Source organism: Vibrio sp. RE88, from assembly GCF_013113835.1.
Taxonomy (GTDB): Bacteria; Pseudomonadota; Gammaproteobacteria; order Enterobacterales; family Vibrionaceae; genus Vibrio.
Window position 1 is genome coordinate 767,743 of the sequence record NZ_VTYQ01000003.1, and the last position, 14,570, is coordinate 782,312.

Genomic DNA, 14,570 nt, shown 5'->3' on the forward strand with positions numbered 1-14,570 from the left:
TTCTATATTTCCCCCCGCAGCAAGAGCCAGAACGGCTTGATTCCTTAGTTGAATCAATTGGCATATTGTTGCGATGTTGTGTTTGCAAACTCGTATTTCGAGTTAGGTAGGTTTCTACCAAGTTTCGCCTCTCTAACTAGAGACGAAACACATACTTCCTGTATTTATTTTGACCTGTCTGTCAAATTATTTAGCACCGCCTTCTGGCGGTGTTTTTTTATCTGCTTAACTTACCTTAGATACCATTTTGTTATCATGACAAAGTCATCAAAAAGCCAAGCAAATAAAAAAGCGCAAACCGAATGAACGATTTGCGCTTTCTAGACTCATAAAGCCTCTATTAAGGGCGGTAAACCTTAACGTTAGCAAAGCCTTGTTCTTGAAGGTATAACGCTTGTAGGCGGCTCATAACACCACGATCACAGTACAGCAGGTAAGTCTTCGACTGATCTAAATCGCCAAACTGCGTACCCAACTTATAGAAAGGCAGGTGTTTCACTTCAACGCCGTCGATCTCAAGTGGATTATCGTCTTCTTCTTCCGGGCTGCGGATATCAAGAACAATCGCGTGTTGCTCAACCGCTTGCACCTGCTCTACTTCTGGCGCTGCTGCTTCGGTTTCTTTAGCAATATCACGAATGTCCATCTGACGAGCATCACGGACTACTTGCTCAAGAATGCTGAAATCGAACTTGTCTTCTTCTGCGTCAAGTTTAGCTTTAACGGCTTTTACTGTCGGTTTCTTCGAAATCACACCACAGTATTCAGGCATCGTCTTCGCAAAGTCTTCCGTACCGATGTCGCGCGCTAGATTGATGATGTCTTCTTTATCCCAGTTGATAAGCGGGCGCAGAATTAACGTATCTGTGACGTTATCAATATGGCGCAAGTTAGTGAGCGTCTGGCTTGATACCTGGCCTAATGCTTCCCCCGTCACCAACGCTTCAATCTTGAATTTCTCAGCCACCATACCAGCGGCACGCATAAACATACGCTTGAGGATAACGCCCATTTGGCCATCATCGACCTTCTCAAGAATCTCAGCCACAACTGGCTCAAAATCAATCGAGATAAAGCGTACCTTGGCAGAAGAACCGTACTTGTTCCAAAGATAGTGAGACACCTGCTTAACACCGATTTCGTGCGCTGGGCCACCTAGGTTAAAGAAACAGTAATGAACTTTAGAGCCGCGTTTGATGTGCAGGTAACTTGAAACACCAGAATCAAAACCACCAGAAATCAGACTCAATACGTCTTCCTGAGTGCCTAGAGGGAAGCCGCCCAGACCTTTGTGACGCTTGATCACCTGGTTAAGCTTCTCGTTTGCGACTTCCACTTTAACCGTCACATCAGGGTTGCGCAGTTTAACGCTCGCACTTTCAATCGCTTGGTTCAGACCTCCACCAACGTAGCGTTCCAGCTCAATGGAGGTGAAATCATGCTTGCCGCGACGCTTAGCTCGAACAACGAACGTTTTGCCTTCAAGGCTAGGACGGTTGAGTTCAAGAACCTGCTCGAAGATGTCGTGCAAATCTTTAAATTCTGATTGCTGAACTTCCAGTACATGGTGAATACCTGGAGTTTGAGTCAACACTTCCACTGTTTCTTTGTAGAACTCATCCGTTTCCGCAGTGACTTCAATGTGGTCGCGACGGTTGAAAACAGCAACAGACTCTGTACGACTCTTAATAATGTTACGGATATTACACTCAAGAATCTTTGTGAAGCGCTTACGCACAGACTCACTTTTTACAAAAATTTCTGGATGGGGCTTTACGATAAATTTCATAATTCACTTCACAAGTTAACTGTTTCGCTATTCTCACGCTCTATGGAGCCTAGCAGCTCGGCTTAGTTATAAGCTGCCTCTAAGGGCGCAAGATTATACATGAAGCAAAGACCATAAAAAAGACGAGCATTTCGCTCGCCTTTTTCTTAGTTAGAACTTGGTAAGGATGGGACTTCATCACTATAAAGAGGTTCGCCCTGCATAATACTGATTTCAACGCGTCGGTTACGCGAGCGCTGCGCTTCAGTATCATTCGGTCCTAGTGGCTGCGTATCTGCCATACCGCGAACCTGAAGACGCTGATGAGAGAAGCCTCGAACTTTTTCCATCTCCTGTGCGACAGACACTGCGCGCTGAGCGGACAAATCCCAGTTGGAACGATATAGCTCAGAATCAATGCGCTGGTTATCGGTATGACCAGAAACTCGCACTATCCCCGGAATATCTTTGACTAACTCGGCAATCTGTCTGACTAAAGGTCGGAACTTAGGCTGAAGGAATGCAGACCCTTCGGGGAATGCCCCTTTCTCACGAATACGGATATCAATCTGCTGGCCTAAATTCTCAACTTCAATCGCGCCTTGCTCAATTTCACGCTCCAAAGCTTTCTTGATGCTCTCCATCAATGTTTCCAGCTCTTGAGAAAGCTCCGCTGACTGCTGCTGTTCGCTGTCTGATTCTGAGTTTTGACTATCCTGAGTTGACGTATCAGGTGACTTACCACCGGTTTGCTTACCTTTATCACGCTGCGTACCACCAGCACGATCAGATTCACCTTCATGAAACTCCAGTGTCTGCTGAGTAATATCGATGGTTTGCTGCATGATGACATCAATCGGAGTCGGCTCAGGTCGCCCAGGGCGAAACTCCTGCGCAATGATACTGGTACCCTTAGGAATATCTTTAACTTCCAGTCGGTTCTGTACACCGAACGCAAACTTCATTGAACCTGCGATCTGCTTGAACTTCAGTACGTCCATCTCAGAAAACGACAACAGAAGTACGAAGAAGCACATCAACAGTGACATCAAGTCAGCAAATGTTCCCATCCACAGTGGTAAACCGGGGGGCGGGCATTTTGGTTCTTCATCTTCCATACCAGCGACCTTACTCGTTATCTACGTCAAGAGCACGCTTACCTTCATTGAGGTAGTTCTTCAGATAGCTGTCGATAACGCGTGGGTTTTGTCCATCCTGAATAGCAAGCACACCATCCATGATTAGGCGACGGTTGAGTTTTTCCTGATCGCGGCGCAGTGACAGTTTGTCTGCAATAGGGAAAAACACCATGTTAGATAAGATTGCTCCGTAGAGCGTCGTCAGAAGTGCGACCGCCATTGCCGGGCCGATCGCTTTCGGGTCATCCATGTTAGACAACATGGCAACCAGACCAACTAGCGTACCGATCATCCCCATTGCCGGAGCAACGTCTCCGAACGCGCGGAATACGCTCGCACCAAAGTCATGGCGCTCATCGGTCAGGACAATGTCTTTTTGCAGTGCCGCACGAACAACGTCCGCATCATGACCATCGACCAGTAAATCGATGCCTTTCTGCATAAAGTTGTTCGTGATCTCCATTTCTTCGAGAGCCAGAAAGCCACCTTTACGTGCTGCGTCCGCCATTTCGACCACTTTAGCAATCAGATCTTCAGGTTCGTCGACTTTGAACATGAAAGCTTTGCCCGCAATCTTAGCCGCACCGAAAAACTGCCCCATGGTAAATTTCATCAGGACAACGAAGGTCGAGCCACCAACTACGATTAGAATAGAGGTCACATCGACGAACATCATTATGCTTCCGCCCAGAATCATCGCCATGATTACGAAAGCAAAGCCGCCAATGAGCCCTATCAGCGTTGCTAAATCCACAAAGCACTCCTCATGCTATCTTTTAAGCTTCTGGTAAATTATATCGGCAACATCTTCAGATCTTTAGTGTTTTATTGGTATCGCACTCACACAAATATAGATGTTATGGCGACAGAGTAAACTAGACTAAAGCAGTGACGTGACCTTTATAAGATAATATTGACCGCGCAAACTCGATTTTTCTGTCAATTTTCCTCGGTTAAATTTGACCATCATTACCTGCTAAGGTAACTTTCGTGCATCTTTTCAAATGTAGAAATATTATGGCGAGCAAGAAACCTGAAAACATGTCCTTTGAGGCAGCAATTGAAGAACTCGACTCTATTGTTGAACACCTTGAAAACGGTGATCTGGCTCTTGATGACGCACTGAAAAAGTTTGAACGTGGCATCGCACTGGCCCGTGAAGGTCAGAGTAAGCTAAGCGATGCAGAACAACGCGTCAGTATCTTACTTCAGAACGACGATGATACCCCGCTTTCAGAGTTCTCGACTCAGCCAGAATAATTACCACAGAAGAATTGCTCCTATGCACGAGGCGTTAACCTCTCTACAACAAAGAAACAATCAACAATTAGAGCGCTGGCTAAACCAGCTTCCTCATCAGGAACAGCCTCTGATTGAAGCTATGCGCTACGGCCTGCTATTAGGTGGGAAACGTGCACGCCCATTTCTGGTCTATATTACCGGCCAGATGCTGGGCTGTAAGCTGGAAGATTTAGATACCCCAGCATCAGCGATTGAGTGCATCCATGCCTACTCGCTTATCCACGATGATTTGCCTGCGATGGACGATGACGAGCTTCGTCGCGGACAACCCACCTGCCATATCAAATTCGATGAAGCCACAGCGATCCTGACTGGCGATGCCCTGCAAACCATGGCGTTTACTATTCTTGCTGATGGAGAATTGAGCTCTGAGGCGGAAACTCATCGTATAAAGATGGTGAAAGCGCTGGCAGAAGCATCCGGGGCAAACGGTATGTGCCTAGGCCAAGCTTTGGACCTAGCGGCAGAAGGTCGAAAGGTATCGCTTGCAGAGTTGGAAAACATTCACCGCAATAAAACCGGCGCACTAATGAAGTGTGCAATCCGACTTGGAGCACTGGCTGCAGGGCAGAAAGGCTCAGAAATCTTGCCTCAGTTAGACCAGTTTGCTGACGCTATTGGCTTAGCGTTTCAGGTTCAAGACGACATTTTAGATATCATCAGTGACACAGAAACCTTAGGTAAACCTCAAGGCTCTGATCAGGAATTAGACAAAAGTACTTATCCTGCACTGCTAGGATTAGAAGGCGCTATTAACAAAGCTCACACTCTGTTAACGGAAGCTCTTCAAGCTTTAGAAGCAATCCCATACAATACAGAATTACTCGAAGAGTTCGCCCGATACGTCATCGAGCGCAAGAACTAAACTAAAAGCGCGCATTTATATGACTCTTGATATTTCAAAATATCCAACACTGGCTCTGGCAAATACACCAGATGAACTGCGTAGCCTTCCTAAGGAAGCTTTGCCTACGCTGTGTGACGAATTACGCACCTACTTACTGAACTCTGTCAGTCAATCCAGCGGTCACCTAGCCTCAGGCTTAGGTACCGTGGAGCTTACAGTAGCGCTTCACTATGTGTACAACACCCCATTTGATCAGCTGGTTTGGGATGTTGGCCATCAAGCATACCCACACAAAATACTGACTGGTCGCCGCGACCAAATGCCAACTATCCGCCAGAAAGACGGATTACACCCTTTTCCTTGGCGCGAAGAAAGTGAGTATGACACGCTATCTGTCGGTCACTCATCTACCTCTATCAGCGCTGCGCTAGGTATGGCCATCAGCGCGGAGAAAGAAGGTGAAAATCGTAAAGTGGTCAGCGTGATTGGTGATGGTGCCATTACCGCTGGTATGGCATTCGAAGCAATGAACCACGCGGGCGATGTCCACTCAGACATGCTGGTCGTACTAAATGACAACGAGATGTCGATCTCTGAAAACGTCGGTGCACTGAATAACCATCTCGCTCAGGTACTTTCTGGCAGCCTATACACCTCGATTCGTGAAGGTGGCAAGAAAGTACTCTCCGGTGTACCGCCAATTAAAGAGCTGGTTCGCCGCACCGAGGAACACCTTAAAGGCATGGTCGTACCTGGTACGCTATTTGAAGAGCTAGGTTTTAACTACATTGGCCCAGTCGATGGTCACGATGTTAACGAACTGGTCAAAACGCTGAAGAACATGCGAGAACTAAAAGGTCCGCAATTCCTTCATATCATGACGAAAAAAGGCAAGGGTTACGAGCCTGCGGAGAAAGATCCTATCGGTTATCACGGCGTCCCTAAGTTCGACCCTGCCCATACTTCATTGCCAAAGAGTAGCGGCAGCAAGCCAACCTTCTCAAAGATTTTCGGTGATTTCTTGTGTGACATGGCCGCTCAGGACCCGAAATTGATGGCTATCACGCCAGCAATGCGTGAAGGTTCCGGCATGGTTCGCTTCTCTAAAGAATACCCACAGCAGTACTTTGATGTAGCGATCGCAGAGCAACATGCCGTCACCTTGGCAACAGGTATGGCAATTGCGGGCAACAACCCAATTGTCGCAATTTACTCAACTTTCCTTCAGCGCGGTTACGACCAGTTGATTCACGACATCGCCATCATGAATCTTCCAGTGATGTTTGCGATTGACCGTGCTGGACTAGTGGGAGCTGATGGTCAGACTCACCAAGGTGCGTTTGATCTGAGCTTTATGCGTTGTATTCCAAACATGGTCATCATGGCACCAAGTGATGAGAACGAATGTCGTCAAATGCTCTACACAGGGCATAAGCACACGGGGCCAAGTGCTGTACGTTACCCTCGTGGTAGCGGCATCGGAACTGAGATTGAGCAAGATTTCACTGCGTTAGAAATTGGCAAAGGTCGAGTCGTACGAAAAGGTGAAAAAGTGGCGATTCTCAGCTTCGGTACTTTCTTAGGCAATGCACTGGAAGCGGCTGAAAAACTCAATGTGACAGTCGCTGATATGCGTTTTGTTAAACCACTTGATGAAGCTTTGATCAAACAACTTGTTGATGAGCATGATGTGATTGTCACATTAGAAGAAAATGCCATCGCAGGCGGGGCTGGCGCTGGTGTGATCGAGTTTATGATGCAAGAAAAACTCATTAAGCCAGTACTGAACTTAGGTCTTCCTGACCAATTCATTGCTCAAGGAACTCAAGATGAGCTGCATCAAGCGCTCGGATTAGATGCTAAAGGCATTGAGCAGTCAATTCGAAATTACCTCGAAAAATAGCGCTCAGTTCAGCTTAAATTACTGCTAAAAAGCTCTCTTTCGAGAGCTTTTTTCATTCTATTCAGGCATCTGCCAAGCAAACTCATCGCAAATCTTCTGCCATGTATCATCGACTTTCGCTTTAATCAGCACCGTCTGGTTAGTAAACGGGTGCACAAACTCTAAGCTTGAAGCATGCAGAAGCAAGCGGTGGGAGTCATAGACTTCTCTAAACAATTTGTTGTGCTTGCCATCGCCATGAGTGGTATCACCAACTATCGGATGACGAAGGTGAGCCATATGGCGCCTAAGCTGATGTTTGCGCCCAGTCAGTGGCTTTAACTCCATCAAACAGTAGCGAGTCGTAGGAAATTTTCCCGTTGAGTAAGGGATCTCTGTTTTTGCCAATGGGCGGTAATCAGTAATCGCTTCCTGAGCTTCCTTCTCTTGACTGGCATGCTTATCGGCGATCTTATCCAGCTCAACCTTTAAGGCATAATCTAATCGTCCCGCCTCTTCAATCCAACCGCGCACAATAGCGTGATAGGTCTTGGTCATTTCGTGGTTGGCAAACATGGGCATCACTTGAGAGGCCACATCACTCGACAAGGCAAAAATCAACACTCCCGATGTCGGTCGATCAAGACGATGAAGTGGAAATACATGTTGACCAATTTGATCACGCAGTGTCTGCATCACAAACTGAGTTTCGTGTTTATCTAACCAACTACGGTGAACCAACATCCCAGCTGGCTTGTTCACGGCAACAAAGTACTCGTCCTGAAAAACAATATCTAATATCACGCACAGGCCTCATCTATCGCTCTAAGCAGATCAAGTAATGGAGCATATGCCCCATGCTCTTTCCAACACTCTTCAAAGTAAGGCGTAATCGCAAAGCCTGCGGGTAAAGGCATCTTCTGCTCAAGAAGAGATGCCATTTTTGGTAAAAATACCCACTGTAACCATTGTTCTGGTTGTAACGTATCGACCGCAAAAGGTTCAGCACTTTGTAGCGCTTGGTCAGTTGGCTTGTGTCGTTGCCACAGTTTTAGCTCGCGCATGACAGAGGGTAACTGGTCTAGAAGTGGTACTAATTGCTGTTCTTTTGTCATAAACCTGAGGGGAAACCTTGAAATTAGGCATAAGAGTACCATTTATAGAGGAAAGAAAGTTAGGACTATTCAGCAATGGACACCATTCATACCCTCAGCCAGTTATTAACCAATAGTGAATGCCAATATCAGGTTTATGATCTAGGGCGCCGAATCAAACACATAGACAGCAAAGTGTTTGCCGATGTAGAAAAAGGCCTTCAACCCTATCCGTTCCCTCTACAGCGCAAAGCGCATCTCGCGATTGCTTACTGGAATGAACACAAGCAACCGTGGATTTGGTTCTTAAAGTTTGAGCTGGATGAGCGTGGTCTATTGAAGCAGGCTGATGTAGGCAACTTCATTAAATATGTCGTTGAGGCGATGGGAACGCGCTTGAGTCAGGAAATGACAGAAGAGCAGCAACAAAAGCTATCGAATAACCCTTATACCTATAAGCCTGCTGAAGATAAAATGGCTGTTTTTCACAGTCAAATAAGAGCTCAACTCGACTTGCCATGCAGTCAGTACTATGAGCACGCACAGCACTACTTCTCTGGTGGTCTCGGCTGGGATAAATGGCAGACCGTCGGCCTTCAAGGTGTAACCGATATCTGTGCCCGCCTTGGGCATAACCAAAACGGTGTCAACTTACGCAAAGCGCTAAAACACCTACCTAATGAGCCGCTTTATGCCTTGCTAGGAGCGCTGGAGCATACACCTTTGCCAGATAAACTGGCAGAGCGTTTACAAGAAATGGCCCTTGAGCAGATAGACAGCAATGACCCAGATATCTTCCTCCTTGGCGCTCTCGCTCGTGCATTGTCTGGAGCTAACACGTCGTATTCAGGAGTGATACTCGACAAAATACTCGCGTCTCCTCGCTTAAGCCATCAAGAAGTGTTGATTGGTGTCGCAGGCCGCAGTTGGTACCTTCTCCGCGACCAACAACTTGCACAGCAATTTCTTCTGCGTTTAGCTCAGACTGGTAATCAGGCGCTATTTAATCAATTGTTTGCCGATCTGGTGATGCTACCTGAATTGAGAATGGTGTTATTACCCCTGCTTCATTCTGCACCATCTCAGGAGCTGGCAGAGGCGCTGGTAAAACTTCAACAAGCGACTAAGGGCTAAAAGATGATCGGTGACCTTCTAGCCATTCTGGGATTGGTATTCGGCTGTTTTTTGTTCTGGCAACAGAGAAGACAAGCTGAGTTAGCCAAATCAATCGCGGCCAACAAATGTAAGCAGCTCGATCTGCAGTTGATCAGCGTCGCGCTAAAAGGTCATAAACTGAAAACGCCAGACGGAATCTGGCGTTGGCACTCTGTTTATCAATTTGAGTTTTCATCACTTGGCGATGACTGCTACCAAGGCAAGTTGATCATGCAAGGCTTTCGACTGATGAAGGTCGATCTACCACCTCATCGGATGTAAATACATACTCATTGTACGGGCCAAATGCATCTCGATTTTGACCGCATAATTCAAAACCCAGCTTGCCTAGAATACGAATCGATGGCGTGTGCTCAATGTTGGCTGTGGCTGATACGCGAGTTAAGTTGAGGTCCCGCACCGCCTTAGGGAAAAAGGCCTTCAGGACTTCACTGGCGTACCCCTTCCCCCAATAGGCTTTATCAAAGATATACCCTAATTCCGGCCCACTATCCAAATGATAGATAAATACATGCCCGATATATTCTCGTGAATGACTGTCTAAAACAGCCAACGCATAAATGGTGTGATCATGTAAAACTTGCTGGAAAAGCTGTTTTGCTGAAGAAACAGTGTGCGGTCCATTCATCTCAGCTCGATTCTTGGCACAACAGTTAAGCATCAAGAATTCCGATTGCAATGATTCATTGTACGGCACCAGTAATGTTCGGCGAGTTACGATAGTCACAACACATCCTTATTGACAGCATGCCCCTGAAGAACAGGGGATATTTTTGTTTCCAAACGTAGAAACAAAGCCGAAAAGTTATACCAACTGATAAGTTTAGTTATTGATCTAGATTGTTATTTTGACGTTGTTAGTGTGAGTTATGCCTAAGGTTAAAGAAAAGCCCCGATACGCAAATATCGGGGCTATAGTCTTACTCGTAGCAGTCCGGCCACAAAAGGTGCTCCATGCATCTTCCTTAATAGTCACTGAATCCTTCAGTGTTATCCTGGCTTCGCCGTCCTAGCGGTGTCCTAATCGTCCTGATAGCTAACTGACCTGTTAGCGCACGTCACTTGTTCCCTGAGCGGTGTCCTTTGCATCATCCTGACACTGTCACGCCTCTTCCCTGAGGGGGCCTATCCGTCCTTAGTACTGAATTCCCATCAGTAGCTGCATCCCTACAGTATCCTTCGCTCCTTGCTGACTAGCACTCCTTACCAGCCAAATCTTCGTCCCGAAGATGTTCAGTCCTTAACGTTCCTGTTCCGTGTCAGCATCCCGTCCAACACTTGGTAATTTACCCTACCTCTTTCTATAAGCAATGCGATAAACGAATGCTCAGGTTACGTAAATACGCTATTTAGATTTAATATCAAACAAATTCAACAACATAAAATAACAATGCGTTTATCACACCAGTGTAAGACTGTTTTATCGCACACTAAGCGTAAGAGATCTCGCACATTGCAAGAGTGCATTTTCTATTCGCATTCACAGGATACGTTGAGTATCATGACGCTGAACGCATTCAAGGAGGTCATATGCTCACTCAAGATGTTAGTCAGGAGCTTAAGGAAGTTTTAGAACAGCTCCAAAAAGAGGGTAAGGAGCCAACCGTCGCCTTGGTGAAAGCACGCCTTAGTACAGCCATCCCTATGCCTGCTCTTATCACGACAATTAAAAGCTGGAAAAGTGCTAACCGTGTTCCTAAAGTAGAAGTCGCTGCTAAAACAGCTAATGACGCATGCAGAATTACTGAGCTGGAAAAACAAGTCGCTGAGTTGACCACTAGGTTGGCACTATTAGAAGAGAAGATGGCGAACTCGTAAGTGAGTTTATCTCGCTGATAAGACCCAGAATAGAAAAGGCTTGGCGCAATGCCAAGCCTTTTTTTGTTTAGGCAGATTGGTGAATTACCAACCTGTTACTTCACGTAGACCTTTACCGATGTCTGCTAGAGACTTAACCGTCTTAACGCCTGCTGCTTCTAGAGCTGCAAACTTGTCTTCCGCTGTACCTTTACCACCAGAGATGATTGCACCAGCATGGCCCATACGTTTGCCTGGAGGCGCTGTAACACCAGCAATGTAAGAAACAACAGGTTTAGTTACGTTCTCTTTGATAAACGCCGCTGCTTCTTCTTCTGCTGTACCACCGATCTCACCGATCATTACGATAGCTTCAGTTTCTGGATCTTCTTGGAACAGTTTTAGGATATCAATGAAGTTTGAACCTGGGATTGGGTCACCACCGATACCAACACAAGTAGACTGACCGAAGCCTTCATCTGTAGTCTGCTTAACCGCTTCATACGTTAGAGTACCAGAGCGAGAAACAATACCTACTTTACCTTTCTTGTGGATATGACCAGGCATGATACCAATCTTACACTCGTCAGGAGTGATTAGACCTGGACAGTTAGGACCGATCATGCGAACGCCAGTTTCTTCTAGCTTCACTTTCACGTCGATCATATCTGTTGTAGGGATACCTTCAGTGATCGTTACGATAAGCTCGATACCTGCATCAATCGCTTCTAGGATTGCATCTTTACAGAAAGGTGCTGGAACGTAGATAACTGTTGCTGTTGCGCCAGTTGCTTCTACTGCTTCACGTACAGTGTTGAACACAGGAAGACCAAGGTGAGTTTGACCACCTTTACCTGGAGATACACCACCAACCATCTGTGTTCCGTATGCGATAGCTTGCTCAGAGTGGAAAGTACCTTGACCACCAGTGAAACCCTGACAGATTACTTTGGTGTCTTTATTAATTAGTACAGACATTATTTGCCCTCCGCAGCAGCAACAACTTTCTGAGCTGCGTCAGTTAGTGACTCAGCAGCGATGATATCAACATCAGAATTAGCAAGAACTTCGCGACCTAGGTCTGCGTTAGTACCTTCGAGACGAACAACAACTGGTACGCTTACGCCTACCTCTTTAACTGCACCAATAATACCTTCTGCAATCATGTCACAACGCACGATACCACCGAAGATGTTTACCAGTACTGCTTTTACATTGTCATCAGATAGGATGATCTTGAATGCTTCTGCTACACGCTCTTTAGTCGCGCCGCCACCTACGTCTAGGAAGTTAGCTGGCTTGCCACCGTGTAGGTTTACGATATCCATTGTGCCCATTGCTAGACCAGCACCGTTAACCATACAGCCAACGTTGCCATCTAGAGCGACATAGTTCAGTTCCCACTGAGCAGCATGTGCTTCACGCTCATCTTCTTGTGAAGGATCGTGCATTTCACGCAGCTTAGGCTGACGGTACATTGCGTTTGAGTCGATGTTAATCTTGCCATCTAGACAAAGCAGGTTACCTTCACCAGTGACAACCAGTGGGTTGATTTCTAGTAGTGCTAGATCGTACTGAGCAAACATAGTACCAAGACCCATGAAGATCTTAACGAACTGCTTGATCTGGTCACCCACTAGACCAAGTTTGAACGCAAGTTCACGACCTTGATAAGCTTGAGGACCAACCAATGGGTCGATCGCAGCTTTATGGATTAGCTCCGGCGTTTCTTCCGCAACTTTCTCAATCTCAACACCGCCTTCCGTTGAAGCCATGAAAACGATCTTACGGCTTGCACGGTCAACAACCGCACCAAGGTAAAGTTCGTTAGCGATATTAGACGCTTCTTCAACAAGGATTTTTGTAACAGGCTGACCATTTGCATCTGTTTGGTAAGTTACCAGGTTCTTACCTAGCCATTTTTGCGCAAATTCTTTTACGCCATCTTTTGTGTCATGTAGTTCAACACCACCCGCTTTACCGCGGCCACCAGCGTGAACCTGACATTTAACAACTTTTTTCTCTGTGCTAATGCGTCCCGCAGCTTCGAAAGCTTCTTGAGGGGTATCACACGCATAGCCTTCCGGTACAGGCAAACCGAATTCTGCAAACAGCTGTTTGGCTTGGTATTCATGCAAATTCATTTTGATATTCCGTTTGTTTTCCCTTGAGGGATTATTATGTCCATGACGCCTTGATCGAAACGACCTAACGTCTGTAGGGTCTTCTCAAATAAACCACTAGCTATCCAATTCAATAACTAGTGCTTCAAATGAAGGCTGAGCGTTGAGCGTGCTCAGCCTTAGAAACTTTAGGCACCAGATTACCAAAATCAATCCGGTGCCTGAGTTAATTACACGTCAAGAAGTAGACGTGCTGGATCTTCCAGTAGCTCTTTGATAGTAACCAAGAAACCAACTGACTCACGACCATCAATCAAACGGTGATCGTAAGAAAGTGCAAGGTACATCATAGGTAGAATTTCTACTTTGCCATCAACAGCCATTGGTCGCTCTTGGATCTTGTGCATGCCAAGAATCGCTGATTGCGGCGGGTTGATGATTGGCGTAGACATTAGTGAACCAAAGACACCACCGTTAGTGATAGTAAAGTTACCACCCATCAGCTCGTCTACTGTCAACTTGCCGTCACGACCTTTGATCGCCAACTCTTTGATGCCTTTTTCTACATCAGCAAAACCTAGCGTATCGCAGTCTTTTAGGACTGGAGTAACTAGACCACGAGGCGTAGAAACCGCCATGCTGATGTCGAAGTAGTTGTGATAAACAATGTCATCGCCATCAATAGAAGCGTTTACTTCTGGGTAACGTTTCAGTGCTTCGGTAACCGCTTTCACGTAGAAAGACATGAAACCAAGACGGATGCCGTGGCGCTCTTCGAATTGATCTTTGTACTGCTTACGAAGATCCATGATTGGCTTCATGTTTACTTCGTTAAACGTAGTCAGCATTGCCGTGTTGTTTTTCGCTTCAAGCAGACGATTTGCAACAGTTTTGCGTAGACGTGTCATAGGAACGCGTTTCTGGCTGCGAGCAGCTGCCGGCGCTTCAGCTACAGGAGCGTCTGCTTTCGGTGCAGCTTTAGCGTTCGCAAGGTGCGCTTCAATATCTTCACGCGTAATACGACCACCAACACCTGTACCTTTCACTTGGCTTGCTTCCAAGTTGTGTTCAGCAAGAAGACGACGTACAGCTGGGCTCAGTGCATCGTTGCTTTCTTCACTCAGAGACGCTTTGTGACGCTTATCTGGAGACGCTTCCGCTTCCTCAGTGGTATCTTTTGTTGGCTCACCAGCAACAGCACCAGGTTTAAGTTTGGCAATCAGTTGCTTAGAAAGAACGGTAGCACCTTCTTCTTCGATGATAGCTTCTAGAACACCCGCTTCAGGAGCCGGTACTTCTAGAACTACTTTATCAGTTTCAATATCAACCAGAACTTCGTCACGCTCTACCGCGTCACCTGGTTGTTTGTGCCATGTTGCTACTGTCGCATCAGCAACAGATTCAGGTAAATCTGGAACCAGAATTTCAATTGTCATATCTGT

The 14,570-nt window shown here is 46.3% G+C and carries 15 protein-coding genes; 6 read left to right on the forward strand and 9 right to left on the reverse strand.

Annotated elements, in window-relative coordinates; genetic code table 11:
• Nucleotides 1–340: 340 nt before the first annotated feature.
• From thiI to pomA, 3 genes are all read right to left on the reverse strand, one after another.
• A complete protein-coding gene (gene thiI / locus F0265_RS09515) occupies nt 341–1,789 on the reverse strand; it encodes a tRNA uracil 4-sulfurtransferase ThiI (protein WP_171748671.1) in 1,449 nt (482 codons plus the stop codon).
• Nucleotides 1,790–1,935: 146 nt separating this feature from the next.
• Complete coding sequence (locus tag F0265_RS09520) at nt 1,936–2,886, reverse strand: flagellar motor protein MotB (RefSeq protein ID WP_171748672.1); 951 nt, start codon at nt 2,884–2,886, stop codon at nt 1,936–1,938.
• 10 nt (nt 2,887–2,896) lie between these two features.
• Nucleotides 2,897–3,661: a flagellar motor protein PomA gene (gene pomA / locus F0265_RS09525; RefSeq protein ID WP_019276544.1), complete on the reverse strand. Its 765-nt coding sequence runs from the start codon at nt 3,659–3,661 to the stop codon at nt 2,897–2,899.
• Nucleotides 3,662–3,924: 263 nt separating this feature from the next.
• Between pomA and xseB the strand changes: the two genes are divergently transcribed.
• Genes xseB through dxs form a run of 3 tightly spaced genes read left to right on the forward strand, consistent with a single transcriptional unit; the run spans nt 3,925 to nt 6,959 of the window.
• A complete protein-coding gene (gene xseB / locus F0265_RS09530) occupies nt 3,925–4,167 on the forward strand; it encodes an exodeoxyribonuclease VII small subunit (RefSeq protein WP_171748673.1) in 243 nt (80 codons plus the stop codon).
• Nucleotides 4,168–4,189: 22 nt separating this feature from the next.
• A complete protein-coding gene (gene ispA, locus F0265_RS09535; RefSeq protein WP_171748674.1) occupies nt 4,190–5,074 on the forward strand; it encodes a (2E,6E)-farnesyl diphosphate synthase in 885 nt (294 codons plus the stop codon).
• A gap of 19 nt (nt 5,075–5,093) precedes the next feature.
• Nucleotides 5,094–6,959: a 1-deoxy-D-xylulose-5-phosphate synthase gene (dxs, locus tag F0265_RS09540; RefSeq protein WP_171748675.1), complete on the forward strand. Its 1,866-nt coding sequence runs from the start codon at nt 5,094–5,096 to the stop codon at nt 6,957–6,959.
• Nucleotides 6,960–7,016: 57 nt separating this feature from the next.
• On the opposite strand, the gene truC is transcribed toward dxs, so the two are convergent.
• Nucleotides 7,017–7,739 carry a tRNA pseudouridine(65) synthase TruC gene (gene truC, locus F0265_RS09545; RefSeq protein ID WP_171748776.1) on the reverse strand — a complete coding sequence of 241 codons (723 nt, stop codon included), beginning with the start codon at nt 7,737–7,739 and terminating at the stop codon, nt 7,017–7,019.
• Nucleotides 7,739–8,053, reverse strand: coding sequence for a YqcC family protein (locus F0265_RS09550; protein WP_171748676.1), 315 nt, complete (start codon nt 8,051–8,053; stop codon nt 7,739–7,741). Before F0265_RS09550 ends, truC begins: the two co-directional genes overlap by 1 nt.
• A 75-nt stretch (nt 8,054–8,128) precedes the next feature.
• Here F0265_RS09550 and F0265_RS09555 point away from each other — a divergent pair, with 75 nt between their 5' ends.
• Both F0265_RS09555 and F0265_RS09560 read left to right on the forward strand, forming a co-directional pair.
• The gene (locus F0265_RS09555) at nt 8,129–9,166 is read left to right on the forward strand and encodes a DUF3549 family protein (protein ID WP_171748677.1); all 1,038 of its coding nucleotides are present in this window, start codon (nt 8,129–8,131) and stop codon (nt 9,164–9,166) included.
• A 3-nt stretch (nt 9,167–9,169) separates the two neighbouring features.
• Nucleotides 9,170–9,469 (forward strand): DUF3301 domain-containing protein, encoded by a 300-nt coding sequence (locus tag F0265_RS09560; protein WP_064488543.1) that lies wholly within the window; start codon nt 9,170–9,172, stop codon nt 9,467–9,469.
• On the opposite strand, the gene F0265_RS09565 is transcribed toward F0265_RS09560, so the two are convergent.
• The gene (locus tag F0265_RS09565) at nt 9,417–9,935 is read right to left on the reverse strand and encodes a GNAT family N-acetyltransferase (protein ID WP_080749095.1); all 519 of its coding nucleotides are present in this window, start codon (nt 9,933–9,935) and stop codon (nt 9,417–9,419) included. The two genes, F0265_RS09560 and F0265_RS09565, sit on opposite strands and share 53 nt — an antisense overlap.
• 803 nt (nt 9,936–10,738) lie before the next feature.
• Here F0265_RS09565 and F0265_RS09570 point away from each other — a divergent pair.
• Nucleotides 10,739–11,026 (forward strand): hypothetical protein, encoded by a 288-nt coding sequence (locus tag F0265_RS09570; RefSeq protein ID WP_006959568.1) that lies wholly within the window; start codon nt 10,739–10,741, stop codon nt 11,024–11,026.
• 84 nt (nt 11,027–11,110) lie between these two features.
• On the opposite strand, the gene sucD is transcribed toward F0265_RS09570, so the two are convergent.
• The 3 genes from sucD to odhB form a co-directional block, all read right to left on the reverse strand.
• The gene (sucD, locus tag F0265_RS09575) at nt 11,111–11,983 is read right to left on the reverse strand and encodes a succinate--CoA ligase subunit alpha (protein ID WP_006881309.1); all 873 of its coding nucleotides are present in this window, start codon (nt 11,981–11,983) and stop codon (nt 11,111–11,113) included.
• On the reverse strand, nt 11,983–13,149 hold the full coding sequence (sucC, locus tag F0265_RS09580) for an ADP-forming succinate--CoA ligase subunit beta (RefSeq protein WP_082313582.1): 1,167 nt from the start codon (nt 13,147–13,149) through the stop codon (nt 11,983–11,985). Before sucC ends, sucD begins: the two co-directional genes overlap by 1 nt.
• 209 nt (nt 13,150–13,358) lie before the next feature.
• Nucleotides 13,359–14,564 carry a 2-oxoglutarate dehydrogenase complex dihydrolipoyllysine-residue succinyltransferase gene (odhB, locus tag F0265_RS09585; protein WP_006959571.1) on the reverse strand — a complete coding sequence of 402 codons (1,206 nt, stop codon included), beginning with the start codon at nt 14,562–14,564 and terminating at the stop codon, nt 13,359–13,361.
• Nucleotides 14,565–14,570: the final 6 nt, after the last annotated feature.